Raw genomic sequence first — 25,605 nt, 5'->3', positions numbered from 1 at the left:
ACTCGGCGCTTCCCGGAACCGGGGCTCCGCCCCGGCGAGCCTCGCCTCCGCGCGCGGGCTTCCGCCCCGCGGGGGTTTCTGTCCTGGGGAGGTTTCCGCCCCGCGGGGGCCTCTGTCCCGCGGGGGCCTCTGTCCCGCAGGGGCCTCTGTCCCGCGGGGGCTTCCGCCCGCTACCTCAGATGCGACGTGTCATTCAGCTGCCTGAGTGACACGTTCCCGTCCGAGTAGTACGCGACCGCGGACACCGACGCCGCCGAGAGTTCCATCCGGAACATGGCTTCCGGCGGGGCCCCGAGCGCCAGCCGGACCAGGGTCTTGATCGGCGTCACATGGGTGACCAGGAGGACCGTACGGCCCGCGTAGCGGGCGGTGAGGCGGTCGCGGGTGGCCGCGACGCGGCGGGCGACCTCGGCGAAGCTCTCGCCGCCGCCGGTGGGGGCCGCCTTCGCGGAGGTGAGCCAGGCGTCCAGGTCGGGGCCGTAACGCTCCCGCACCTCGGCGAACGTCAGCCCCTCCCAGGCTCCGAAGTCCGTCTCGCGCAGGCCGTCCTCGATCCGGACCTCCAGACCGAGCCGGGCCGCCACCGCGGCCGCCGTTTCGCGGCAGCGGCGCAGCGGGGAGCTGACGATCTCCTCGATCGTGCCGCGGTCGGCCAGCGACCGGGCGATGCGTTCGGCCTGGTCTCGGCCGGTCGCCGAGAGTTCGGGATCGCTTCCGCCACTGCCCGAGAAACGCTTCTCGGGGGTGAGGGCCGTCTCGCCGTGCCGCAGCAGTACGAAGGTGGCGGGCGCCCCGAGATCGGGCGCCGCTGCCCAGCCCACCTGGGGGGCGGCCGGGGATGCCGCGCCCGTACCGGCTCCCGGGCGGGCCGACAGGGCCGCTCGGGCCCTGGCCGCGCCCGCCGCCGCGTCACCGGGCGGGCCCGAGACCGGCGGCAGGACGGCGGTCGTCGAGGGGCGCGGGGTGTCGAGGGCGGCCGTCGACGCCGACGGCTTCCACTGCTCGCCGCGCCTGCCCGCGTCCATCGCCTCGTTGGCGAGCCGGTCCGCGTGCTTGTTCCTCTCGCGCGGAATCCACTCGTACGTGACGGCGGAGGCCGGCAGGATCCTGGCGGCCTCCGCCGCGAGCGGCTTCATGTCGGGGTGCTTGATCTTCCAGCGGCCCGACATCTGTTCCACGACCAGCTTGGAGTCCATCCGGACCCGCACCTGGAGCGCGCCGTCCGCCGTGGCGTCCGGCAGCAGCGCCTTCGCCGCCTTCAGGCCGGCGATGAGGCCCTTGTACTCGGCGACGTTGTTGGTCGCGACACCGATGTACTCGGCGGCTTCGGCAAGGGTCTCCCCCGTCACCGGGTCGATGACGACCGCACCGTAACCGGCGGGCCCGGGGTTGCCCCGGGAACCGCCGTCGGCCTCGACGACGAGCTGGCGCGGCTGGGTCATTACAGGCCCGACTCCGCCGTACGGACGAGGATGCGGCGGCAGTTCTCACAGCGCAGCACGGTGTCCGGGGAGGCCGCCTTCACATCGTTGACCTCGGTGATGTTCAGTTCGAGGCGGCAGCCCTCGCAGCGGCGCTGGTAGAGGCGGGCGGCGCCGACCCCGCCCTGCTGCTCGCGGAGCTTGTCGTACAGCTTCAGCAGGTCCGCGGGGACGGAACCGGCGACGAGCTCACGCTCCCTGGTGACGGTCGCGGCCTCCTCGTCGAGCTCCTTGGTCGCGGCGTCCCGGCGGGCGGTCGCGTCGTCGGCCTTGGCCTGGACGGCGGAGACCCGGTCGGACAGCTCGGTGACGCGCTCCTGGGCGGACTCGCGGCGCTCCATCACTTCGAGGACGATGTCCTCCAGGTCGCCCTGGCGCTTGGCCAGCGAGGTGATCTCGCGCTGGAGGCTCTCCAGGTCCTTGGGCGAGGTGACCGCACCCGAGTCGAGGCGCTGCTGGTCGCGGGAGGCGCGCTGGCGCACCTGGTCGACGTCCTGCTCCGCCTTGGTCTGCTCGCGGGCGGTGTCGCTCTCCTCGGTCTGCGAGGCGATCAGCAGATCGCGCAGTTGCGCGAGGTCGCTGGTGAGCGACTCGATCTCGGCGTGCTCGGGCAGCGACTTGCGCCGGTGCGCGAGCTGCGACAGACGTACGTCGAGGGCCTGGACGTCGAGGAGTCGGATCTGGTCGGCGGGCGCGGCGTTCAGTTGGGGGCTCCAGAAGAGTGGTGGGTGGTGGTGGTCCAGGGGTCGGTGACCTGCTTCGAGACATGGACCCGCAGGCCCCATCCGTGGCGGTCGGAAATCGCGTCGAGCTGCGCTGCGGCCTGTTCGCACCAGGGCCATTCGGTGGCCCAGTGCGCGGCGTCGATCAGACCGAGCGGGGAGTGCTGGATGGCTTCGGAGGCCGGGTGGTGGCGCAGGTCGGCGGTGAGGAAGGCATCGACGCCCGCGGCGCGCACCGCGTCGAAGAGGCTGTCGCCGGAGCCGCCGCTGACCGCGACGGTGCGCACCGTCGCCGCCGGGTCGCCCGCGAGCCGGATGCCCTGCGCGGTGGCGGGCAGCCGGGCGGCGGCGCGGGCGGCGAAGTCGGCCAGGCTCTCGGGGTGGTCGAGCACGCAGATCCGGCCGAGGCCGCGACGGCCCTTGGGGTCGGTGGGATCCGGTACGAGGGGGGCCTCGACGCGCAGGTCGAGCGCGCCGGCGAGGGCGTCGGAGACGCCCGGGTCGGCGGTGTCGGCGTTGGTGTGGGCGACATGCAGCGCGACATCGTGCTTGATGAGGGTGTGCACGACCCGGCCCTTGAAGGTGTCGGCCGCGACCGTCGTCGTACCCCGCAGATAGAGCGGGTGGTGGGTGACGATCAGCTGGACGCCGAGCCTGAGCGCCTCGTCGACGATCTCCTGGACGGGATCGACGGCGAAGAGGACCCGGTCGACGTGCGAGGCGGGGTCTCCGCAGACCGTACCGACCGCGTCCCAGCCTTCGGCCCGCTCGGGCGGCCAGAGAGCGTCGAGCTCGGCGAGGACTTCAGACAGACGGGGCACAAGGAAAAGGCTACCTGCCCTCCGTGCCCCGCCGCCCATGGCTTCCACGACCCGTGCGGACTGGCCGCAGCGCGCCGATGAATCGTTACTTCACGAGGTCGGCACGGAGGTCGTCGAGGACCAGGTCCGCGGCCGTGACACCGAGCCCGAGGTACCAGGTCTCGTCGGAGACGTCCTTGGCCCGGCCCTCCTTGACCGCCTTGAGGTTCTTCCACAGCGGGTTGGACTGGGCGGTGTCGCGCTTGGTGGCCTTCACGTCGCCGTAGACGCCGGTGAAGATCCAGTCGGCGTCGGCCTCGTCGATCTTCTCCGGGCTGATCTCCGCGGCGAGGTCGTCGATCTGCTGGTTCTCGGGCCGCGGCAGACCGACGTCCTCCAGGATGGTGCCGATGAAGGACGCCTTGGCGTAGAGGCGGATCCGGTCCGGCAGGTAGCGGACCATGGAGACGGTCGGCTTGTCCGGGCCGATGTCCTCGCCGAGCTTCTTCGCCTTCGCCCCGTAGGCGTCGAGCTCGCTCTTCGCCTTGGCGGTCTTGTCCAGCGCCGCCGCGTTGAGGAGGTAGTTCTCCTTCCAGGTGAAGCCCGGACGGATGGAGAACACGGTCGGCGCGATCTTGGAGAGGGCGTCGTACTTGTCGGCGGCGCGCAGCTGGCTGCCGAGGATCAGGTCGGGCTTCAGGCCGGCGATGGCTTCGAGGTTGAGGTTGTTGATCGTGCCGACGTTCTTCGGGTTGCCCGCGTTCTTCTTCAGGTACGAGGGGATGGCCGCGTCGCCCTCGGAGGGGGCGTAGCCGACCGGCTTCACACCCAGCGAGACGACGTTGTCGAACTCGCCGACGTCCAGCACGACGACGCGCTTGGGCGCGGACTTGATCTCCGTCTTGCCCATGGCGTGGGTGAGGGTGCGGGGGAACTGGCCGGGCTCGGCGTCCGTCCCGTACGCCGCCGTCTTCTTCGCGGCGTCGGCGAAGTCCTTGCCGCCCGTCGCGACGGCCGCCTTCTTGTCACCGCCGCCCTCGGACTTGGCCGAGCCGCCCGACCCTCCGTCGTCGCTCCCGCAGGCGGAGAGGGAAAGGGCGGCGGCCACCGCCAGGCCGACTGCGGCGGTACCGCGGCGACGAAGGGACATCACTTGCTCCAGTTGTAAGATCACACGGATATTGCTTAGGGCTGCCTAACCTTACTCACCCCTTTTTTCGCCGAGCACAGGTGCCCCCTCGCCCTCAGGCGAATCCAGGCATCACCACCCATATGTGTGAAGCGATCGGTCTCGTGTTGTTCGGCAGGAAGTGCGAAAACTAGCTTCGGTTGCCGGAGGTGATCAGCCCATGACTGCCTGTGCCATCGAGAACGGGACCGTGGGAGCGACCGGGGCCGCCGGGGACACCAGAACCGCCGGGACTGCCGGGGAGGCCGGGGAGGCGGCCGCCGGGACCGCCGGAGTCACCGTCCTGGGGGACGACGCGCCGGACCGGGCGGCCCTCGCCCCGCCTGCCCTCACGATCGCGGCGGATGGTTCGTACGCGGCCCGGCTCGCCCTCCGCGGCGTCGCCGCGGAGGGCTCGGACGGGGCCGGACAGGCGTGGTGCGTGGAGCGCTGGACGCTCGACGGGCACGAGCCGTACGCGGTGCCGCTCCCCCTCGACCAGCCGGAGGAGCCGGACTCGGACGTGCTGCCGCTGACCGACGGACGGGTACTGATCCGGCGCCGGGTCGCGGACCGGCACGCGTTCTCGCTGCTCTATCCGACCGGCCCGGGTACCGGTGAACTGCCGCTCGGCGCCGTCGGATGCGAGGACCTGACCCTGCTGCCGCCGTCACCGGATGGCGCGAGCGCGTACGCCCTGTCGGTCGGGGCGCACTCCACGGCCGTCTGGCTGGTGGCGGGCGGTGCCTTCGGACCCGAGCTGGTCGCCGAGGTGCCGGGGCACTGTTCCGGCGGGGTCTGGCTGGACCGGGCGGGGCGGATGCTGGCTCTGGACCGGGAGATGCCGGGCGGCGGCCCGGTCAAGGCGGTCGCCGTGGACCTGGAGCGGCGCGGCGAGGTGACACCGCTGCTGCAGATCGCGCCGGGGAGCGACGACCGGCTGCTGCTCGCCGACGCGGACAGCGGACTGCTGCTGATCCGCTCGGACGCGCCGGGGCACGACCGGATCGGGTGGGGGGTGCTGGGCAGCTGCCTGCCGGTGCGCTTCCCGGAGTGCCTGAGCCCGGCGGGCGTGGCGGTGGCGCCGTTCGCCGTGCAGCCGGGGCAGATGCTGATGCCGGAGAGCTGTGCGGTGGCCCTGCGGATCGACGGGGCGGCCGGCAGCCGGCTCGGGGTGTGGCGCCCGGCGGGGCGCCGGCTGCACCGACTCGCCGCCCCCGAGGGGTGGCAGGCCGGTCGCGGGGTGTGGACCCGGGACGGCGTACTCGGACTTCCGTACGCCAACGAGAGCGTGGCGTGCGGGGTGGCACGGCTGGTGGCGCCGGCGGACGGGGAGCACGGCACGGAACCGGCGGCAAGAGCGGGCGCGGGAGCAGGCACGGGAGCGGACGGGGAAAGCGGTATGCAACCGTCCGCCACCGCTGCGCCTCTTCCGGTGTGCAAGCCGGTTCCACTGGGGCAGGCGCCTCTCACGGGGCGCATGATGCCTGGCTAAAATCCTGGGCCTGGGCCACGCAGCCGTGTGTCACGGTCGTCATGGGCGACCGTGCCGTGTTGCGGTGGCGTGATCGGCCCTGGTGACACACACGCAAGCGATCACAACGGGGTGACTTCCCACATGTCTGAAGCCCGAACCGACACGACCCAGACGCGCCCGCCGGGGGCGGACGCGGAACGGGCCGAAGCCGGCGGCTCCGGAAAGCACCGAGGGGGTGTCGCGACGGACGACACGGCAGCACAGCCGCACGGCCGTCACCGCCGCCCCTCCGAAGGGGGCAGCCGGGCGGCCTGACCGCGCGGAACATCAACGAGGGACGGGTGGGCCCCGGATGCCGGTCGGCGTCCGGGGCCCACCCGTTTCCGTCTGCGGTCAGCCGCGCTTCAGGCCGAGCACCTCCGCCGCGGCGAACGTCTCGTTCGGCGGGCGGTCCTCGTAGTACGGGGAGATCAGCTCGTCCAGCTCGTCGAAGGAGAACGTCTCCTTCGACGAGTCGAACTTCGCCGCCACCCTGGGGCGTTCGACGATCGCGACCATCCCGCCGTGCACGACGAGCAGCTGCCCGTTGACCTTGGCCGCCGCCGGGGAGGCCAGATAGCCGACCAGGGGCGAGACGTGTTCGGGGGCGAGCGCGTCGAGCCGGCCGTCCGCCGGTTCCTGGAAGCCCGCGAAGACGTCCTCCGTCATCCGGGTACGGGCCCGCGGGCAGATGGCGTTGGCGGTGGCGCCGTACTTGGCCAGGGCCAGGGCCGTGGAGGTGGTGAGTCCGACGATGCCGCCCTTGGCCGCCGCGTAGTTCGGCTGGCCCGCCGAGCCCGCCAGGAACGCCTCCGAGGAGGTGTTGACGATCCGGCCGTAGACGGGGCCGCCGGACTCCTTGGAGCGGGCGCGCCAGTGGGACGCGGCGAAGTGCGTGGTGTTGAAGTGGCCCTTGAGGTGGACTCTGATGACGGAGTCCCATTCGTCCTCGGTCATCGAGAACACCATCCGGTCGCGCAGGATGCCCGCGTTGTTGACCAGGATGTCGAGCTTTCCGTACGTGTCGACGGCCAGCTCCACCAGGGCGCGGGCCTGCGCGTGGTCGGCGACGTCGCCGAGGTGCGCGACCGCCCGGCCGCCCGCCGCCCGGATCTCCGCGGCGACCTCCTCGGCGGGGGTGGCGGACGCCTCGCCGGAGCCGTCGCGGCCGGGCTGCCCGTAGTCGTTGACGACGACGGACGCGCCGAGCCGGGCCAGTTCCAGCGCTTCGGCGCGTCCCAGGCCGCGGCCCGCGCCCGTGACGATCGCGGACATGCCGTCCAGGGGAAGGGACAGGGGAAGTGACATCGGAATCCCGGAGCCTCTCGGAAGGGAACAGGGGCACAGGTGACGGCGTCAGAGTTCGATGCAGGTGCGCAGCGACTCGCCGGTCCTCATCTGGTCGAGGGCGTCGTTGATGCCGTCGAGCCGCACCCGGTGGGTGATCATCGATTCGAGGTCGATGCGGCCGGCCCGCCAGAGCGCGATGGCCCGTTCGTACGAGCGGAGCACGTCCCCTCCCCCGTACATGGAGGGCAGGATCCGCTTCTCGTCGAAGAAGAGCTCGAACATGTTGACCTGGAAGTTGTCGTCCATGGCACCCGCGCCGACGATGCAGAGGGTGCCGCCGCGCCGGGTGTTCTCGTACGCCGTGCGGGCGGTGGCCGACTTGCCGACGACCTCGAAGACGTAGTCGAATCCCTCGCCCGCGGTGATCCGCTGCTTGGCGTCGGCGAGTTCACCGGGCGACACGGCCTCGGTCGCGCCGAATCGCAGGGCCGCCTCGCGCCGGGAGGCGACCGGGTCCACGGCCACGATCTGGGCGGCGCCCCGCACCCTGGCGCCCTGGACGGTGGAGATGCCGACCCCGCCGCAGCCGATCACGGCGACCGACGAACCGGCCTCCACCTGTGCGGTGTTGATGGCCGCGCCCAGTCCCGTGGTCACCCCGCAGCCGATCAGTGCGGCGATCTCGAACGGCACGTCGTCGGGGATCGGCACCGCGCAGCCCGCGCCGACGACGACCTCCTCGGTGAAGGTGCCGGTGCCCGCGAAGCCGAAGACCTCTCCGCCGGGACGCCTGAAGTTGGGGGTGCCCGCGTTCATGAAGCCGGCCAGGCAGAGCTGGGTCTGGCCGCGCTTGCAGGACGGACACGCCCCGCACGCGGGCAGCCAGCAGACCAGCACCCGGTCCCCCACGCCGAGCCCGGTCACGCCGTCGCCGACGTCGACGACCTCGCCCGCGCCCTCGTGGCCCGGGACGAAGGGGGCGGGCTGCGGCAGCACGCCGTTCATCGCGGAGACGTCGGAGTGGCACAGTCCGGTGGCCCGGATGCGGAGCTTGACCTTGCCGGGGCCGAAGCCCACCGTCTCGACGTCGTCGAGGATCTCCAGTTTTTCCTGACCTGTCTCGTGCAGTACGGCTGCGCGCACGGTGCGGCTCCCCTCATGGGCCTGTGACCTCTTGGAGTTGGTTCAGGAGTGTTCGACGAAGGTGTCGCCGAGGACCGGGGCGCCGTCCCGCTCGACGGCTCCGACCTCGACCCGGACCTGGTTCTCGCCGGTCCACATCTGGATACGGAGGGTCTCGCCGGGGAAGACGACCCCGGCGAACCGGGTGCGGTAGGAGCGGATCCGGGTCACGTCGCCGCCGAGCACCGTGTCGGTGACGGCCTTGAGCGTCATCCCGTAGGTGCACAGCCCGTGCAGGATCGGCCGGTCGAAGCCGGCGAGCCTGGCGAACTCCGGATCGGCGTGGAGCGGGTTCCAGTCCCCGGAGAGGCGGTACAGCAGCGCCTGGTCCGGGCGGACCGGCCGCTCCACGACGTGGTGGGGGGCGGCGGCGGGACGGGCCGTCCGCTCGGAGGGGCCGCGTTCCCCGCCGAAGCCGCCCTCGCCCCGGACGAAGATCTGGGCGTCGTTGGTCCACAGCGGGCCCTCGTCGTCGGCGGCCTCGGTGCGCAGCACCAGCACGGCCGCCTTGCCCTTGTCGTACACCGCGGCGACCTTCGAGGTCTGTACGGCGCTGCCCGTCACGGGGATCGGCCGGTGCACCCGTACGCTCTGCCCGCCGTGCAGGACGGCGGCGAGGTCGATGTCGATGCCGGGCGAGGAGAGTCCTCCGACGACCCCCGCGCCCGCGCCCGCGACCGTGGCGAAGGAGGGCAGCACCTGGAGCCGGGACTCCAGGGTGTAGCGCAGCTCACCGGGGTCGGTGGCGGGGTCGGCCCGGTCGGGGTCGGCGCCCGCGCCGATCCCGAGGTGGTAGAGCTGCACGTCCTTGTGGCCCCAGCTGATCCGGGTGGACCGGGGTTCGGCGGCGACAGCCTTTTCGGCATCAATGGGCATGGGAAAGCTGCTCCTTGATGGTGGGAAGACCTCGGCGCGGCCGTCCGCACCGTCGGCCGCACCGAGGTCGTGCGGGACCGGCCGCCACGCCCGTTCTAGAACGCGTTCTAGCCGATGACCTCATGTATAACGCAGCGCCCAGCACTTGTGAAGACCGTTGCTGACGTAGCGTCAGATCGAGGATCGGGGCAACGCCCGGCCATGACATATGTCATGGCGAAGTCCGTACACACACCTCTGCCGGGCCGCCGGGCGCCTTCCGTAGCGTCATGTCCATGAAGCAGACAACGGGGAGTACGGCCGCGGTGGTCCTCACCGGGGCGGTCAAGACCTTCGGCCGGGCGGGGCGGACCGTACGGGCCGTGGACGGGATCGACCTGTCCATCGGCCGCGGTGAGACCGTCGCCCTGCTCGGCCGCAACGGCGCGGGCAAGTCCACCGCCATCAGCCTCCTGCTGGGGCTGAACGAGCCGGACTCCGGCAGTGTGCGGGTGCTGGGCCGGACCGCCGGGCAGGCAGTACGGGCCGGTCTGGTCGGCGCCATGCTCCAGGACGGGCGGCCCATCCAGCGGGTCACCGTCCGGGAGCTGATCACCTTCGTCGCCTCGACCTACCCGCGGCCGATGCCGGTGGCCGAGGCGCTCTCCCTGGCGGGCGTCTCCGCGTACGCGGACCGGCGCATCGACAAACTCTCCGGCGGCCAGACCCAGCGCGTCCGCTTCGCCGTCGCGCTGGCCGGCAATCCGGAGCTGATCGTCCTGGACGAGCCGACCGCCGCCCTGGACGTGGAGGCGCGCCGGACGTTCTGGGAGTCGATGCGCGCCTACGCCCGGCGCGGCAACACCGTCCTCTTCTCCACCCACTATCTGGAGGAGGCCGACGAGAACGCCGACCGGATCGTCGTCGTCGACCGGGGCCGGGTCGTCGCGGACGGCAGCGGCGACACGATCCGGGGCTCGGCGGGCGCCGGTCTCGTCTCCTTCGACCTGGCGGGCCGGCCGACCGAGGGCCTGGAGCTGCTGCCCGGGGTCGTCACCGTCGAGGTGTCCGGGGACCGGGCCCTGCTGCACACGGACGACTCGGACGCCACCGTCGTGGAGCTGGCCCGCCTCGGCGCGATCCGTGATCTCCAGGTCTCCCGGGCCACGTTGGAGGACGCGTTCCTCGCGCTCACCGCACCGTCCGCCGTGCCCACCGCAACCGATTCCGGCAAGGAGTCCGTCTGATGATCCGCTACATCGTGCTGGAGGTCCGACGGACCCTGCGGGACGGCTTCTTCCTGATCTTCGGGACCGGAATGCCGGTGATGATGTATCTGCTCTTCACCAACATCGGCGGGGGCGGGGGCGTCGACGGCTGGAAGACGGCCTCGATGGTCGGGATGGCCGCGTACGGGGCGCTGGGCTCCGCCATGTCGATCGGTACGGGGGTCGCGTCCGACAAGACCCTCGGCTGGCTGCAGCAGCTGCGGGTCACCCCGCTCGCCCCGTCGCAAGCGGTCGTGGGCCGGGCGGTCAGCGGTTCGGTGACCGTCCTGCCGACGATCCTGACGGTGCTGCTGGCCGGCGGGCTGGTCAACGGGGTGCGGCTGGACGCCTGGCAGTGGATCGTCCTGGCGCTGCTGCTGTGGATCGGCGCACTGCCGTTCACCCTGCTCGGCCTCGGCAACGGCTACCGGCTCACCCCGCAGGGCACCGGGGTCGTCAATGTGGCCTGTCTGATGGGCTTCGCGATCGTCGGCGGACTGTGGTTCCCGCTGGAACTGCTTCCCGGGTGGCTGCGTTCGGTCGGCAGGTTCACCCCGGCCAACCGGTTCGCCGACCTGGGCTGGGCGACCACCGACGGGCACGCGCCCGGCGTCGGCACGATCGCCGTGCTCTCCGGGTGGCTCCTGCTGTTCGGGACGTACGCCGTGATCTCGTACCGTCGGTCCGCGAGAACCGTGTGACGGGAGTGGACATGTCCGGGAAGCGAACAGGCGCGGGGACGGGTACGGGCACGGGTACGGCCGCGGACGCGGGTCCGGACGGCAGCACCGGCGCGGATCCCCGCACGGGTACGGACGGCGGTACCGGCACCGGCGCGGATCCCTGTACGGGTACGTGGCGGGACCGGCGCCGGCGGCGCGGCGACCGACGGCCCGGCCCGCCCGGACCGTACGCCCTGCTGCCCTGGCTGCTGATGGGCCTGGGCGCCTTCTCCAATCTCTTCCAGGGCGAGGCGGCCAACCCCTGGCTCGGCGGCCTCGGGCTGCTCGCCTTCAACTCCCTCTACATCTCCGTGGTGTTCCGCGGCTTCGACAAGAGGAAGCGCGAGAGCCCGGTGTCGTACTGGCTGCTCGCCGCGACGGCCGCCGTCACGTTCGGGCTCGCGATCGGCTACGGCGGCAGCTGGCTGCTGTTCTTCCCGCTGCTCTCGCTGGCCTGCGGCACCGTCCTGCGCCACCGGCAGCTGGCCGCCGGGCTGCTCTCCCTCGCCGTGGTCGCCACCCTCATCGCCGTGTGGCGCGGCAACAGCGGGACGGATCCGTGGACCATCGGCTACGGCACCTTCATCTCGGGCGCGGTGACCTCGGCGATCCTCACCCTCGCGGAGACCGTGATGGAACTGCGGGACACCCGGCAGGAACTGGCCCGTACCGCGGTCGAGAAGGAGCGGCTGCGGTTCTCCCGCGATCTGCACGATCTGCTGGGCCACACGCTCTCCGTGATCGTGGTCAAGTCGGAGGCCGCGCGCCGGCTCGCGCCGCGCGACATGGACGCGGCGCTCCTCCAGGTCGCGGACATCGAGTCCGTCGGACGCCAGGCCCTCACCGAGATCCGGGAGGCCGTCACCGGCTACCGCGAGGGAAGCCTCGCCACCGAACTGGACCGGGCCCGGTCCGCGCTGACCGCCGCCGGGATCGCACCGGTGGTCCGCCGCTCCGGGCCGCCGCTCGCCCCGCAGACGGAGGCGCTGCTGGGCTGGGTGGTACGGGAGGCCGTCACCAATGTCGTACGCCATTCCCGCGCCACCACCTGCTCGTTCGTGGTCGACGGCACCTCCGAACGGGTCCGGCTGAAGGTCACGGACGACGGTCGCGGCCCCGACCCCGGCGCACCGGCCACGCCCGGCATCGGCGGCACCGGGCTGACCGGCCTGACCGAGCGCCTCGCCGCGGCGGGCGGCTCGCTCCGGGCGGGCCCCGAGCCGGAGCGCGGCTTCGTGCTGACTGCGCAACTGCCGGTGGACGGGCCGGACCGGGCGGACGGGGCCGACGGGGACACGGCCGCCGGAACCGCCCCGAGCCCTACGCTGGGCCGGTGAACGAGATGCCGCAGGATCACCGTCCGACCAAGTCCGTACGCGTGCTGCTCGCCGAGGACCAGGGCATGATGCGGGGCGCGCTCGCCCTGCTGCTGGGCCTGGAACCGGACATCGAGGTCGTGGCCCAGGTGGCCGCCGGGGACGAGATCGTGAACGCCGCCCTCCTCTCCCGTCCGGACGTGGCGCTGCTGGACATCGAACTCCCGGGCCGCAGCGGCCTGGACGCCGCCGCCGACCTGCGCGAGGAGGTGCCGGACTGCCGGGTGCTGATCCTCACCACGTTCGGCCGCCCCGGCTATCTGCGCCGGGCGATGGAGGCCGGGGCGGCGGGATTCCTGGTCAAGGACGGCCCGGTCGAGGAGCTCGCCACCGCGATCCGCCGGGTGCTCGGCGGTGAGACGGTCATCGACCCGGCGCTGGCCGCCGCCGCGCTCGGCGCCGGACCCAGCCCGCTGACCGCGCGGGAGCGGGACGCGCTGAACGCCTCGGTGGACGGAGCGACGGTCGCCGACATCGCGGCGACGCTCCATCTGTCCGAGTCGACGGTACGGAACTACCTGTCGTCGGCGATCGGCAAGACGGGCACGCGCAACCGGATGGAGGCGGTGCGGGCGGCGCGGCAGCAGGGGTGGTTGTAGGCGGGCCCGGTGGTGGGCCGGGCCCGGTTCAGGACTGCCGGCCGGACCGGTGGCGCGGCAGCCAGAGCGCCATCAGCAGCAGGCCGCCCAGCAGCACCGTGCCGGCCGTGCGGAACGCGAGTGCGTATCCCGCGGTGAGCTCCTCGGGCCCGGTGCCGCCGGCCGTGCGTGCGGCGGCGACGGTGGAGAGCACGGCGAGGCCGAGCGCGCCGCCCACCGTGCGGGAGGTGTTGACCAGGCCGGAGACGAGACCGGCCTCGCCGGGGGCCGCGCCCGTGATGGCGAGGGAGGCGAGCGGGGTGGACGCCAGGCCGGATCCGGCCATCATCAGGATGCCGGGCAGGCAGACCGAGGTGAGGTACGAGCCGTCGGCGCCCATCGTGGACTGCCAGCCGAAGCCCGCCGCGGCGATCGCCGTACCGATGAGCGCCAGGTTCTTCGCGCCGACCCGGGCCATGGCGCGGGGCGCGCACTTCGAGCCGAGGACGACGGCCAACGACGTCGGCATCAGGGCGAGTCCGGCCTCCAGCGGTGTGTAGCCCAGCACGGTCTGGGCGTACACGGTCATGAAGTACCACATGGAGAAGGTCGCGGAGCCGATCACGAACATCGCCGCGTTCGCCGACGTCACCGCCCGCGCCCCGAGCACCCTGAGCGGCATCAGCGGTTCCGCGGTACCGGCCTCCACCACCACGAAGGCGATGAGCAGGGCCACCCCGCCGAGCAGCGGCACCAGGGTCGCCGACTCGCCCCAGCCCGCTTCCTCGGTCTGCACGATGCCGTACGCGACGGAGGCGAGGCCCGCCGTGACGAGGACCGCGCCGAGGAAGTCGATCCGCCGCCGGCCGCCCGTCCGGCCCTCCGCGAGCCAGACCGCCGCACCGGCCAGGACGAGTACACCGACCGGTACGTTGATCAGCAGGACCCAGCGCCAGGACAGCAGGTCGGTGAGTACTCCGCCGACCAGCCCGCCGGCCGCGCCGCCGCCCGCGCCGACGGCCATCCAGGTGCCGATCGCCTTCGTCCTGGCCGGGCCCTCGGGGACGGTGGTGGTGAGCAGGGTGAGGGTGGCGGGGGCGAGCACGGCGGCACCGAGCCCCTGCGCGGCGCGGGCGGCCAGCAGCTGCCAGCCCTCCTGGGCGAGCCCGCCCGCCAGGGAGGCCACCGTGAACAGGCCGAGTCCTATCAGGAACATCCGCTTGCGGCCGTATATGTCGGCGGCGCGCCCGCCGAGCAGCATGAAACCGGCGAACGCGATCGAGTAGGCGTTCAGCACCCATTGCAGCCCGGCGGCGCTCATCCCGAGGTCGGAACGCATGGACGGCAGGGCGACATTGACCACGGACACGTCGAGCACGACGAGGAACTGGCCGACACACGCGGCGAGCACCGCCGCCCAGGTGCGGGTCCTGATCCGTTGTTGCGGGGGCGCGGGCGTCGTGACGTCAACCATGACGGTCATACTCGCAGCCGCCCCGAGCCCCGTACATCGGTATTCGGACCGACCCGGCTCGGTCCGGCGGCGTACGAAAGCACGGCCGGGGACGGTACGGCAACGTACGCAGGCACGGCCAGGGGCGGTACGGCAACGTACGAGAGGCACGGCCGGGGCCCGTCCCCGGCCCCGGTCGGCCGGAGCGTCCCTAGCGTCGCAGCAGCGTCACCACCGCCGCGCCGCCGAGCCCGATGTTGTGCGCCAGGCCGACCCGAGCGCCCTCCACCTGCCGGCCCTGTGCCTCGCCCCTGAGCTGCCAGGTCAGTTCCGCGGCCTGGGCGATTCCGGTGGCGCCGAGCGGGTGCCCCTTGGAGATCAGCCCGCCGGACGGGTTGACCACCCACCGGCCGCCGTAGGTGGTGGCCCCGGACTCGACGAGCTTCCCGGACTCGCCCTCGCCGCACAGCCCGAGCGCCTCGTAGGTGAGGAGTTCGTTGATGGAGAAGCAGTCGTGCAGCTCGATGACGTCGAGGTCGGCGGCCGAGAGCCCCGAGGCCGCGTACACCTGGCGGGCGGCGGCCCGTGACATCGGCTGTCCCACGGCGTCGACACAGGTGCCGGAGGCGAAGGAGTCCTCGGTGTCGGTGGTCATGGCCTGGGCGACGATCTCGACGGCCCGGTCCTCCAGGCCGTGGCGCTCGACGAAGCGCTCCGACACGACGACGGCGGCGGCCGATCCGTCGGAGGTGGGTGAGCACTGGAGTTTGGTCAGCGGGCGGTGGATGGTCTTCGCGGCGAGGACCTCCTCGACCGTGTACGGGTCCTGGAACTGGGCGTACGGGTTGTTCACCGAGTGCCGGTGGTTCTTGGCGCCGACCGCGGCGAGTTGAGCCTCGGTCGTCCCGTACCGCTCCATGTGCTCACGGGCCGCGTTGCCGAAGATCTGGGCGGTGGGCGGGCTCATCTCGAAACCGTGGGCGGCGGCCATGATCCCGTAGTGCCGCGCGACGGGTGAGGTCTTGAAGTCGGCGGCACCGCCGTCGGCGCCACCGCCGCCGAGCGCGCCGCGCGTCATCTTCTCGAAGCCGAGCACGAGGACGCAGTCGCTGCCGCCGCCCTCGACGAACTGCCGGGCCGTCATCAGCGCGGTGGCGCCGGTGGCGCAGTTGTTGTTGACGTTGTAGACGGGCACGCCGGTCAGTCCGAGTCCGTACACGGCGCGCTGACCGGCGGTGGAGGGCTGGAAGCAGTAGCCGACGACGGCCTGCTGGACCTGCTCGTACGCGACCGAGGCATCGGCGAGCGCCGCCGTCCCGGCCTCCTTCGCCATGTCCCAGTACTGCCAGTCGCGGGTCTCGGGCTTCTCGAACTTCGTCATTCCCACGCCGACGATGTACGCCTTCATGAGCTTCATGGGCTTCATGGGTTCCACAGGCTTCACGGGCAAGTCCCTTCGATCGCGTCAGTCGCGCGGAAGGCCGAGGATGCGCTCGGCGACGACATTGAGCTGAACCTGGGTGGTGCCGCCCGCGATGGTCAGGCAGCGGGACATCAGGAAGCCGTGCACGGCCCGCTCCCCCGCCCCTTCGCCGACCGCGCCGGCCGGGCCGAGGAGTTCGAGGGCCAGTTCGGCGACCTTCTGCTGGTGGGTGGTCTGGACGAGCTTGCGGATGGAGGCTCCCGCGCCCGGTTCGAGACCCGAGACCTGTCGCAGAGTGGTCCGCAGTCCGATGCAGGCGAGTGCGTGGGCCTCGGCGGCGAGTGCTCCGATACGGGCCCGGTACGTGCCGTCGAGTTCGCCGGAGCGGGCGATCAGCGCCTCCAGGCCGGTGTCGAAGGTCATCTGATCGGCCATGTGGACGCGTTCGTTGCCGAGGGTGTTGCGGGCGACCCGCCAGCCGTCGTCGATCTCGCCGACGACGGCGTCGGCGGGCAGCAGGACGTCGTCGAAGTACACCTCGTTGAAGAGGGAGTCGCCGGTGATCTCCTTCAGCGGGCGGATGTCGATGCCCTCGGTGTTCTTCATGTCGACGAGGAAGTAGCTGAGCCCCCGGTGCTTGGGGGCGTCCGGGTCGGTCCTGGCCAGCAGGATTCCGTGGTCGGCCCCTTGGGCGGCGCTCGTCCAGACCTTCTGCCCGTTGATCCGCCAGCCCTCCCCGGTCCGCTCCGCCCTCGTCCGCAGCGAGGCGAGGTCGGAGCCCGCGCCGGGCTCCGAGAACAGCTGGCACCACAGGAGTTCACCGCGCAGGGTGGGCAGCAGATAGCGCTCCTGCTGCTGCGCCGTCCCGTGGGCGATGAGCGAGGGCACCACCCAGGTGGCGATCCCGAGGTCGCTCAGCTTCACCCCCTGCTCCCTCAACTCCTGCTGTATCGCGAGCTGCTGGACCGGCCCGGCGCCCAGTCCGCAGGGGGCGGGGAGATGCGGGGCGGCGTAGCCGGTCGGTGCGAGCGCGCGGCGGGCGGCCTTCGGGTCGAGGCCGCGGGCGGCGGCGACGGCCTCGCGCGCCTCGGCCCGGTACGCCGCGGCCCCGGCGGGAAGTTCGAGGGCGAGTTCGCGGCGCGCCCCGCCCTCGGCCAGCCGGACGGCCCGCAGCCGGTGGGCGTCACCGGCCCCCAGCAGCTGCCGGGCCACCAGGGCGCGGCGCAGATACAGATGGGCGTCGTGCTCCCAGGTGAAGCCGATGCCGCCGAGGATCTGGACGCAGTCCTTGGCGCAGCCGTACGCGGCGTCGAGGGCGTCCGACGCGGCGAGGGCGGCGACCATGGACCGTACGTCCGGGTCCCCTTCTCCGTCGGCGGCGCGGGCCGCGTCCCACGCCAGCGCGCGGGCCCGTTCGACCCGTACGAGCATGTCGGCGCAGAGGTGCTTGATGCCCTGGAACTGTCCGATCGGGCGGCCGAACTGCTCGCGGACCTTGGCGTATTCGGCCGCGGTGTGCAGCGCCCTGGCCGCGGTTCCGCAGGCTTCGGCGGCGAAGAGGACGGCTGCGAGGTCGCGGACGTGCGCGGCGTCGGTCCGCACGACGCGTTCCGCGGGGACGAGTACGCCCTCGGCGCGGATCTCGGCCGTGGGGCGGGTCGGGTCGGCGCCGCGGTGCGGGCGGACGGCCAGCCCGTCGGCGGCGGCGTCGACGGCCAACCAGAGGGGCCCGGCGGCCGATTCGGCGCAGAGCAGCAGGAGATCGGCGTCGGCGCCGGAGAGGACGGGCGGGGCGGTGCCGTCGAGCAGATGGCCGTCCCCGTGCTCGACGGCCGTGAGGGTGCCGGTGCCGAGGGCGACGGCGCCGATGCGCGCACCGGCCGCCAGATCGCGCACCAGCCCGCCCGCCCCGGCCGCGTGCAGTACGGCGGAGGCGAGGGAGCTCGCGAGATACGGGCCGGGGAGCGCGGCCCGGCCCGCCTCCTCCAGGACCACGGCCAGGTCGAGGAGTTGGCCTCCTCCGCCCCCGTACCGCTCGGGCAGATGGATGGAGAGGAGGCCCTGTTCGGCGAGCCCGTCCCAGTGCCCGGGGCGCACGCCGGGGGTACCGGGAGCGTCGACGTCGAGGAGCTTGCGGATCTCCTCCGGCGGTACGGCGCGCGCCAGCCACCCCCGTACGGCCTGCGCCAACTCCCTCTGTTCTTCGGTGATTCCGATGCCCATGCGGATCCTCGCCGGTCGCAGCCACTGGAACGGCGCAAGAGTAGAACACGTTCCATTCTGACGGAAGGTCAGGTGACGTGCGGATTACCACGCGCTCCGGCCGGGTGCGCGGTTGTGCCCCCGTTCGTACCCCGTTCACCGGAATACCGGGGGCATGAGGAAGGTTTCACGCTGCACACACTTGGCGGCCGGTGCTGCCCGCCGCCACACCCGCACGCCCCGTCAGATCCTCGACCGACCCTCGATCACGCCGCCCGGAGGCCACCCGCATGCCACAGACGACGAACGAACAGCACGCCGGGGAACTCCCCGGTCCGCGGCCGCGCGGGGCGGGCGGCGGCACCGTCCCCGTGCTCGCCTTCGCGGGTATCACCGTCGCGGTGATGCAGACCCTGCTCGTACCCGTCATCAAGGATCTGCCCGCCCTTCTGCGCACCGATCCGTCCGACGCCACCTGGGTGATGACCGCGACCCTGCTGGCGGGGGCCGTCGCGACACCCATCATGGGACGGCTCGGTGATCTCTACGGCAAGCGGAAGATGCTGCTCGCCAGTCTCGCCGTGATGGTGATCGGTTCACTGATATGCGCCTTCACCGACGATCTCGTGGTCATGATCGCGGGACGCGCGCTCCAAGGCTTCGCCATGGGTGCCATCCCGCTGGGCATCGGCATCATGCGCGACGAGCTGCCGCGCGAGAAGCTCGGTTCGGCGATGGCCCTGATGAGTTCCTCGATCGGGGTGGGCGGCGGACTCGCACTGCCCGCCGCCGCGCTGGTCGCCCAGCACTTCGACTGGCACACCCTGTTCTTCGGCGCGGCCGCTCTCGGCGTGCTGTCGATGGCGCTCACCGTCCTCGTCGTGCCCGAGACCACGCTGCGCGCCCCCGGGCGGTTCGACCTCGTCGGCGCGCTCGGGCTCTCGCTCGGCCTGGTCTGCCTGCTGCTGCCCGTTACCAAGGGCAGTGACTGGGGCTGGACCTCGGGCGCCACGCTCGGTCTGATCGCCGCCGCCCTGGTGATCCTCGTCCTGTGGGGCCTCTTCGAGCTGCGCAGCCCGGCGCCGCTGGTCGATCTGCGGACCACGGCCCGGCGCGAGGTGCTGCTCACCAACCTCGCCTCGATCATGGTCGGGGTCGCGTTCTACGCCGTCTCACTGGTCCTGCCGCAGCTGCTCCAGCTGCCGGCGTCGACGGGGTACGGGCTCGGCCGGTCGATGGTGGTCGCGGGACTGTGCGTGGCGCCGCTCGGCCTGACGATGATGCTCGTCGCCCCGCTCTACGCCCGGCTGTCCGCCCGCCGGGGCCCCAAGGTGTCGCTGATGCTCGGCCTGCTGATCATCGCGATCGGCTACGGGGCGGGGCTCGGGCTGATGAGCGCCGCCTGGCAGACCGTGATCATCGCGGTGGTGCTCGGGGCCGGCATCGGACTCGCGTACTCCTCACTGCCCGCGCTGATCATCGGGGCCGTCGATCCGTCCGAGACGGGTGCGGCCAACGGGCTGAACACCCTGATGCGGTCGATCGGGACGTCGGTGTCGAGCGCCGTGATCGGCATGGTGCTGGCCAACACCTCGGTGCGGACGGGCGGGGTGCCGCTGCCCTCGATGGAGGGGTTCCGCATCTCGTTCGGGATCGCGACGGGCGCGGTGCTGGTCGGGCTGGTGCTGGCCGCGTTCCTGCCGTCGCAGCGCGACGCGCTGCGCCCGGCCCTCCTGGCGAGCAGCGACGACGCGGCGGCCCCCGCACGCCCCGCGTCCCGCCCGGTCGCCGGTTCGGGCGGATTCCGCGGCCGGGTGCGGGACGCGGACGGCGCGCCGGTGGCCCGCGCCAATGTCACGCTGATCGACCACCGGGGCCGGCAGGCCGGCCTCGCCGTGGCGGACGAGGACGGCCACTACATGCTGGCCGCCCCGGCCGGCGGCACGTACGTGCTGGCCGGATCGGCCGCCGGATACGCGCCGCGCGCCTACCCGGCGGCCTACCCCGGCAACGGGCTGCCGGTCGACGCCGATCTGGAGCTCGCGCTCAGCGCACCGGAGCGTCGAACCGCGGTGCCGTCGTGAGCAGATGAGAGACGTCCGACCCGGCCGGAAGCTCCTGCGGCTGCGCGCCGCGGGTGAACAGCCGGGCGGGGTGGGCGCCCTGCACCCGGGCCTGGCGCCCGGAGACCCGCAGCCACGACCCTTCGCGCAGGCCGAGCACCGGCACGTCGTTCTCCTCCAGGAACTCGGTGAGCCGCTCCTCGCGGGTCTCGCCCTTGTGGGTGCTCTCCGGGTCCGGGTCCAGGTAGTGCGGGTTGATCTGGAACGGGACGAGGCCGAGCGTCTCGAAGGACGGCGGCTGCACGATGGGCATGTCGTTGGTGGTGCGGAGGGTGGGCGCCGCCATGTTCGTACCGGCGCTGGCGCCCATGTACGGCAGTCCGCCCCGCACCGCTTCGGTCACGGCGTCCCGCAGACCGGTCCGGTACAGGGCGCTCAGCAGCCGGAAGGAGTTGCCGCCGCCGATGAACACCGCGTCGGACGCGGCGAGTTCGGCGACCGGGTCGGCGTTCTCGTGGACCCCGCGGACGGTGATGCCGGACGGCGCGAGGGCGTCGCGGACGCGTGCGGTGTACGCGGTGTAGTCGGCGAGCGCGTACGGCACGAAGGCCAGCCGGGCACCGGAGGGCAGGAACGCGGTGACGGTGTCGAGGGCGTGTTCCAGGTAACCGCGGCCGTACTGGGTGGAGTTGGAGAGCAGCAGCAGATTCACGGGGTTCCTCTTGGTCATGTTCTGGATCGTCAGGTGGTGCGGGGGCGGCGGGCGCGGGGCTTCGGGCGCTGCGGCGGCTGGGTGAGCCGCCGCTCCAGCAGCTGGGCCGCGTGGCGCAGGGCGTCGAGCCGGTCCTGCGGAGCCCCGCGGAAGAGTTCCTCGGCACCGCCGAGGCTGAGGCTCCCGTACGGTTCGCGCCCGAGGAAGACCGGTACGGCGACGGTCGCGATACCGGTGTCGTACTCGCCGACCGTCCAGGCGTACCCCTGGGCGCGGACCCTGAGGAACTCCTCCTCCAGCCGGTCCGGGTCGGTGACCGTCCGGTCGGTGAAGCGGGCCATCGGGCGGCCCCGGAAGAGCCGGTGGCGCTGCTCGTCGGGCAGGTACGCGTAGTACGACTTGCTGGTCGCCCCGGCGTGCGCCGGGTAGAGCTCACCGACGAGCGGGTAGTAGCGCAGCGGCCCGGCCTCCCCCTCCTCCGCGGCTACGCACCGCATGTGGAAGCTGTCCGGCAGGCAGAACAGGACGGTGTCGCCGGTGACCCGGCACAGCTCCTCCAGCACCGGCCCGGCCAGCAGCTCCAGCGATCCGGAACGCTCCCAGAGCCTGCCCAGGCGCAGCACTGCGGGGCCGATGCGGTAGCGGCGGGTGGCCGGGTCGGAGACCAGGAAGCCGCGCCCGGCGAGGGTGGCGAGCAGCCGCTGGGCCACCGAGGTGTCCCAGCCGAACTCCTCGGCGACCTCGGTGACGCCCCAGTCGGGCCGGGTCCGCTCGAAGGCGAGCAGCACGAGGAGCGCCCGGTCGACGGTTTGCAGCGCCCCTGCTGGGGTGCGCCGGTCCAGATCGAAGTCGGCCATCGTCATCTCACCATTCAGACCTGAATTGCAAATAACGGGAAACAGTTGCGTTCAACGCTATCCGATCCCGAATGTTGCCTCAGCACCCCGCCCCGCGCTTCCCCCGTCGAGCGCCTCGGCCCGGGTGCCCGGATGAGCGAGAAAGGCCCCCCATGTTGAAGTACGTACTGGACATCGTCGAGCTGCTGGACGATCCCCAGGTCAATGGCAAGACGGTCGCCGAGTACCTCGACTCCGTGAGCGGGGCCGAGGGTTCGTCGGCGCAGGTCACCACGGTCACCGGCGAGCGGGGCTCGACGGACTTCGTGATGGTCCGCATCCCGGGCGCCCGAGGGCGTACGTCGGGAGGCGGCGCCCGCACGCTGGGCGTGGTCGGCCGGCTCGGCGGCATCGGCGCCCGGCCCGAGGTGACCGGCATGGTCTCCGACGCCGACGGCGCGGCCGCCGCGATCGCCACCGCCGCCAAGCTGCTCGACATGCGCCGCCGCGGCGATGTGCTGCCCGGCGATGTGATCGTCGCCACCCACATCTGCCCGGACGCGCCGACCGAGCCGCACGACCCGGTGCCGTTCATGGGCTCGCCCGTGGACATCGCCACCATGAACCGCCACGAGGTGACCGGCGAGATGGAGGCCGTGCTCTCCATCGACACCACCAAGGGCAACCGGATCATCAACCACAAGGGCCTCGCCCTGTCGCCCACCGTCAAGGAGGGCTGGGTGCTCCGGGTCGGCGAGCAGCTCGGCGAGCTGCTGGCCGTGGTGACCGGTGAGCCGTTGGTCACGTACCCGGTGACCACGCAGGACATCACCCCGTACGGTAATGGTGCACACCACATCAATTCGATCCTGCAGCCCGCCACCGCGACGGCCGCCCCGGTCGTCGGCCTGGCCATCACCTCGGCCGCCGCGGTGCCGGGCTGCGGTACGGGCGCGAGCCACGAGACGGACATCGCGTCCGCCGCCCGCTACGCCGTGGAGGTCGCCAAGACCTACGGCAGTGGCCACCTGGACTTCCACGACGCGGTGGAGTTCGACAACCTCGTCAGCCGTTACGGGTCACTGGCGCACCTGCAGACCCTCGGCCGCACACCCCAGGAGTCCTGATGGCAGCCACCCCGCAGGCCGAGGCCGTGGCCCCCGAGGCCAGAAGCATCGGCAGCGACGACTACGCGCTCTCCCGCGTCCCGCGTGACAAGCGCTTCGGTTTCTGGTCCATGCTGCTCCAGTGGCTGGCCCAGTCCGGCTCGATCTCGCAGTTCACCCTCGGCGCCACCATCGGTGTCGGCATGACCTTCGGGGACGCCTTCCTCGCCTTCACGCTCGGCGCGGTGATCCTGGAGGTCGTGATCTTCGCGATCGGTCTGGCCGGGATGCGCGAGGGTCTGGCGACCCCGATGCTGACCCGCTGGGTCGGCTTCGGACGCAACGGTTCGGCGCTGGTCAGCTTCGTCATCGCGGTCAGCCTGGTCGGCTGGTTCGGCGTCCAGAACACGATCTTCGGCAACAGCGTCTCGGCGCTGGTCGGCGGCCCGTCCTGGATGTGGTGCGTGCTGGCCGGCATCGCCATCACCGCCCTGGTGATCTTCGGCTTCACGTACATGGCCGTCTTCGCCAAGATCGTCACACCGCTCTTCTTCGCGATGGTCGCCTGGTCGATCGTCTCGACGCTGAAGGACCACTCGATCAGCGACCTGATCCACTCGCCGCCGCCCGGCCAGACGATCCCGCTGGCCGTCGCCGCCACCGCCATCGCGGGCGGCTTCATGACCGGTGCGATCGTGGCCCCGGAGATGACCCGGTACAACAGGAAGGGCTCGCACGTCTTCCTGCAGAGCGCCTCCTCGATGATCCTCTCCGAGTACATCGTCGGCATGACCGGCGTGCTCCTGGGCCACCTGGTCAAGAGCAACGAGGTCTCGCACATCGTGCTCTCCACCTCCGGCGCCTTCGGCGTCATCGTGGTCCTGATGTCCACCGCCAAGATCAACGACTGGAACCTGTACGGCTCCTCGCTCGGCGTCGTCAACTTCTTCCAGGTCGTCTTCGGCAAGCGGCTGCACCGCGGCGCGGTCACGATCGTCCTCGGCATCGCGGGCACGGCCCTGTCCGCGGTCGGGATCATGACCCACTTCACGGAGTTCCTCTCCGTCCTCGGTGTGGCGATCCCGCCGATCGGCGGGATCATCGTGGCCGAATACTGGGTCGTGAAGAAGATGCGCAAGCCGCTGGACGAAACCCGGGAGGCGCAGACCCTGCCGAAGTCCTCGCCGACCTGGGTGCCGATGTCCATAGCCATCTGGATCGCGGCGTTCTGCGTCGGCAAGTTCTACGACGGCGGCATCCCGGCCCTGAACTCGCTGGCCACCGCCTTCATCCTGTACAGCGTCCTCGGCCTGCTGGGCTGGGTGAAACCGTACGGCACCTCCACCCTGGACGACGAGGACGACGCCGCCCCCGCCGCCCGTGCGACAACCTCTGCGGGAGCAGCATGACCATCCCCGACCCCACCTCCTCGTTCGTCCCGGCCTCCGACGAGGCCCAGGACGAGGTCGTCGGACTCTGCGCCGAACTGATCAGGTTCGACACCTCCAACCCCACCAGCAACGAGCGCGCGAGCGCCGACTGGGTGGTGGGCCGCCTCGCCGAGGCGGGCATCGAATCCGAGCTGGTCGAGTCCGCCCCGGGCCGCGCCAACGTCATCGCCCGGATCGCGGGCCGCGACCCGGAGCGCGGCGCCCTCCTCGTCCACGGCCATCTGGACGTGGTCCCCGCCGACGCCTCCGAGTGGCAGGTCCCGCCGTTCTCCGGCGAGATCCGCGACGGCTACCTCTGGGGCCGCGGCGCGATCGACATGAAGGACACGGTGGCCGTCATGCTGGCCACCGCCCGCCACTTCGCCCGTACCGGCACCAGGCCCTCGCGCGATCTGGTCCTCGCCTTCCTCGCCGATGAGGAGGCGGGCGGGAAGTTCGGCGCCCACTGGCTGGTCGAGCACCGCCCGGAGCTCTTCTCCGGGGTCACCGAGGCGATCGGCGAGGGCGGCGGCTTCTCCTTCGCCATCGACGACACCCGTCGCCTCTACCCGATCGAGAACGCCCAGCGCGGCATGGCCTGGATGGAGCTCACCGCCACCGGCCGGGCCGGCCACGGCTCGTCCCCCAACGACGAGAACGCGGTCACCGACCTCGCCGAGTCGCTGACCCGCATCGGCCGTGCGACCTTCCCGGTCCGCCTGATCGCACCGGTCCGCGCCCTGCTCGAAGAGGCCGCCCGCCTCTACGGGGTCGAGTTCGACGAGAACGACATCGAGGGCAGCCTCGCCAGGCTGGGCCCGGTCTCCGACTTCATGCAGGTGGTGCTCCGCAACTCCGCGAACCCCACCATGTTCGACGCGGGCTACCAGACCAACGTCATCCCCGGAAGGGCAACCGCCCGCGTGGACGGCCGCTTCCTCCCCGGCCACGAACAGGAGCTGATCGACACGATCGACGAGCTCCTCCTCCCCTCGGTCACCCGCGAGTGGGTCAACCACGACATCGCGCTGGAGACGACGTTCGACGGCCCGCTGGTCGACGCCATGTGCGCGGCCGTGCGCGCCGAGGACCCGGACGGCCACCCGGTCCCGTACTGCAACCCGGGCGGCACCGACGCCAAGGCCTTCACCCACCTCGGCATCCGCTGCTTCGGCTTCAAGGGCCTCAAGCTCCCGCACGACCTGGACTACGGCCGCCTGTTCCACGGCGTGGACGAGCGCGTCCCGCTGGAGGGACTGCGCTTCGGCGTCCGCGTCATGACCCGACTCTGGCAGAGCTGCTGACCTCCGCGTCAGAGCCCCGCCAGGTGGCGCCCCGACCCGGGCTCACCCCGCGTACGCCCCCGCCGATGCCTTCGGCGGGGGCGTACGGCACGATGGGGCGCCGTCGAACGCGCACCCC

21 protein-coding genes are annotated in these 25,605 nt (G+C 72.1%); 9 read left to right on the top strand and 12 right to left on the bottom strand.

The genetic code is table 11. The features are described from left to right. Positions 1–170: 170 nt before the first annotated feature. The 4 genes from ACFVT1_RS19620 to ACFVT1_RS19605 form a co-directional block, all read right to left on the bottom strand. On the bottom strand, positions 171–1,442 hold the full coding sequence (locus tag ACFVT1_RS19620; protein WP_389796859.1) for a bifunctional RNase H/acid phosphatase: 1,272 nt from the start codon (positions 1,440–1,442) through the stop codon (positions 171–173). Beyond that, positions 1,442–2,185, bottom strand: a complete 744-nt coding sequence (locus tag ACFVT1_RS19615; protein ID WP_362194963.1) for a C4-type zinc ribbon domain-containing protein — start codon at positions 2,183–2,185, stop codon at positions 1,442–1,444. Before ACFVT1_RS19615 ends, ACFVT1_RS19620 begins: the two co-directional genes overlap by 1 nt. Next, entirely contained in the window at positions 2,182–3,024 is an 843-nt protein-coding gene (locus ACFVT1_RS19610) for a Nif3-like dinuclear metal center hexameric protein (RefSeq protein WP_389796856.1), read from the bottom strand. The genes ACFVT1_RS19615 and ACFVT1_RS19610 overlap by 4 nt, the downstream gene beginning before the upstream one ends. 85 nt (positions 3,025–3,109) lie before the next feature. Next, positions 3,110–4,153, bottom strand: a complete 1,044-nt coding sequence (locus ACFVT1_RS19605) for an ABC transporter substrate-binding protein (protein ID WP_389796853.1) — start codon at positions 4,151–4,153, stop codon at positions 3,110–3,112. A 199-nt stretch (positions 4,154–4,352) separates the two neighbouring features. Here ACFVT1_RS19605 and ACFVT1_RS19600 point away from each other — a divergent pair, with 199 nt between their 5' ends. Beyond that, positions 4,353–5,666: a hypothetical protein gene (locus ACFVT1_RS19600; protein ID WP_389796851.1), complete on the top strand. Its 1,314-nt coding sequence runs from the start codon at positions 4,353–4,355 to the stop codon at positions 5,664–5,666. A 375-nt stretch (positions 5,667–6,041) separates the two neighbouring features. On the opposite strand, the gene ACFVT1_RS19595 is transcribed toward ACFVT1_RS19600, so the two are convergent. The 3 genes from ACFVT1_RS19595 to ACFVT1_RS19585 are packed head-to-tail and all read right to left on the bottom strand — an operon-like array spanning position 6,042 to position 9,035. After that, positions 6,042–6,995, bottom strand: coding sequence for a 3-oxoacyl-ACP reductase (locus ACFVT1_RS19595; protein WP_389796850.1), 954 nt, complete (start codon positions 6,993–6,995; stop codon positions 6,042–6,044). A gap of 48 nt (positions 6,996–7,043) precedes the next feature. Continuing rightward, positions 7,044–8,120: a Zn-dependent alcohol dehydrogenase gene (locus tag ACFVT1_RS19590; protein ID WP_389796847.1), complete on the bottom strand. Its 1,077-nt coding sequence runs from the start codon at positions 8,118–8,120 to the stop codon at positions 7,044–7,046. A 42-nt stretch (positions 8,121–8,162) separates the two neighbouring features. Next, entirely contained in the window at positions 8,163–9,035 is an 873-nt protein-coding gene (locus tag ACFVT1_RS19585) for a MaoC/PaaZ C-terminal domain-containing protein (RefSeq protein WP_389796845.1), read from the bottom strand. A 275-nt stretch (positions 9,036–9,310) separates the two neighbouring features. Here ACFVT1_RS19585 and ACFVT1_RS19580 point away from each other — a divergent pair, with 275 nt between their 5' ends. The 4 genes from ACFVT1_RS19580 to ACFVT1_RS19565 are packed head-to-tail and all read left to right on the top strand — an operon-like array spanning position 9,311 to position 12,979. Continuing rightward, a complete protein-coding gene (locus tag ACFVT1_RS19580; protein WP_389796843.1) occupies positions 9,311–10,261 on the top strand; it encodes an ABC transporter ATP-binding protein in 951 nt (316 codons plus the stop codon). Then, positions 10,261–10,983 (top strand): ABC transporter permease, encoded by a 723-nt coding sequence (locus ACFVT1_RS19575; RefSeq protein ID WP_389796840.1) that lies wholly within the window; start codon positions 10,261–10,263, stop codon positions 10,981–10,983. Before ACFVT1_RS19580 ends, ACFVT1_RS19575 begins: the two co-directional genes overlap by 1 nt. A gap of 11 nt (positions 10,984–10,994) precedes the next feature. Next, on the top strand, positions 10,995–12,341 hold the full coding sequence (locus ACFVT1_RS19570) for a sensor histidine kinase (protein WP_389796837.1): 1,347 nt from the start codon (positions 10,995–10,997) through the stop codon (positions 12,339–12,341). Positions 12,342–12,346: 5 nt separating this feature from the next. Further along, positions 12,347–12,979, top strand: a complete 633-nt coding sequence (locus ACFVT1_RS19565; RefSeq protein ID WP_389796983.1) for a response regulator — start codon at positions 12,347–12,349, stop codon at positions 12,977–12,979. A 28-nt stretch (positions 12,980–13,007) separates the two neighbouring features. Here the strand turns inward: ACFVT1_RS19565 and ACFVT1_RS19560 are convergent, their stop codons facing one another. From ACFVT1_RS19560 to ACFVT1_RS19550, 3 genes are all read right to left on the bottom strand, one after another. Next, positions 13,008–14,441 (bottom strand): MFS transporter, encoded by a 1,434-nt coding sequence (locus ACFVT1_RS19560; protein WP_389796835.1) that lies wholly within the window; start codon positions 14,439–14,441, stop codon positions 13,008–13,010. Between the two features lie 181 nt (positions 14,442–14,622). Further along, positions 14,623–15,819 carry a lipid-transfer protein gene (locus ACFVT1_RS19555; RefSeq protein WP_389796980.1) on the bottom strand — a complete coding sequence of 399 codons (1,197 nt, stop codon included), beginning with the start codon at positions 15,817–15,819 and terminating at the stop codon, positions 14,623–14,625. 57 nt (positions 15,820–15,876) lie between these two features. Further along, complete coding sequence (locus ACFVT1_RS19550) at positions 15,877–18,057, bottom strand: acyl-CoA dehydrogenase (RefSeq protein WP_389796833.1); 2,181 nt, start codon at positions 18,055–18,057, stop codon at positions 15,877–15,879. A gap of 269 nt (positions 18,058–18,326) precedes the next feature. On the opposite strand from ACFVT1_RS19550, the gene ACFVT1_RS19545 reads away from it, so the two are divergent. Continuing rightward, positions 18,327–20,120 (top strand): MFS transporter, encoded by a 1,794-nt coding sequence (locus ACFVT1_RS19545; RefSeq protein WP_389796830.1) that lies wholly within the window; start codon positions 18,327–18,329, stop codon positions 20,118–20,120. On the opposite strand, the gene pepE is transcribed toward ACFVT1_RS19545, so the two are convergent. After that, positions 20,083–20,811 carry a dipeptidase PepE gene (gene pepE, locus ACFVT1_RS19540; protein WP_389796978.1) on the bottom strand — a complete coding sequence of 243 codons (729 nt, stop codon included), beginning with the start codon at positions 20,809–20,811 and terminating at the stop codon, positions 20,083–20,085. The two genes, ACFVT1_RS19545 and pepE, sit on opposite strands and share 38 nt — an antisense overlap. A gap of 29 nt (positions 20,812–20,840) precedes the next feature. After that, positions 20,841–21,668: an IclR family transcriptional regulator gene (locus ACFVT1_RS19535; RefSeq protein WP_362194788.1), complete on the bottom strand. Its 828-nt coding sequence runs from the start codon at positions 21,666–21,668 to the stop codon at positions 20,841–20,843. 152 nt (positions 21,669–21,820) lie between these two features. Between ACFVT1_RS19535 and ACFVT1_RS19530 the strand changes: the two genes are divergently transcribed. The 3 genes from ACFVT1_RS19530 to ACFVT1_RS19520 are packed head-to-tail and all read left to right on the top strand — an operon-like array spanning position 21,821 to position 25,487. Beyond that, positions 21,821–22,774, top strand: a complete 954-nt coding sequence (locus tag ACFVT1_RS19530; protein ID WP_389796827.1) for a DUF1177 domain-containing protein — start codon at positions 21,821–21,823, stop codon at positions 22,772–22,774. After that, positions 22,774–24,162 (top strand): cytosine permease, encoded by a 1,389-nt coding sequence (locus tag ACFVT1_RS19525; protein ID WP_389796824.1) that lies wholly within the window; start codon positions 22,774–22,776, stop codon positions 24,160–24,162. The genes ACFVT1_RS19530 and ACFVT1_RS19525 overlap by 1 nt, the downstream gene beginning before the upstream one ends. Then, positions 24,159–25,487, top strand: coding sequence for a M20/M25/M40 family metallo-hydrolase (locus tag ACFVT1_RS19520; protein ID WP_389796822.1), 1,329 nt, complete (start codon positions 24,159–24,161; stop codon positions 25,485–25,487). The genes ACFVT1_RS19525 and ACFVT1_RS19520 overlap by 4 nt, the downstream gene beginning before the upstream one ends. Positions 25,488–25,605: the final 118 nt, after the last annotated feature.

The organism is Streptomyces sp. NPDC057963, from assembly GCF_042887155.1.
Lineage (GTDB): Bacteria > Actinomycetota > Actinomycetes > Streptomycetales > Streptomycetaceae > Streptomyces.
The sequence above is the reverse complement of the archived record's forward strand: the minus strand, read 5'-3'. Positions and strand labels throughout refer to the sequence as shown.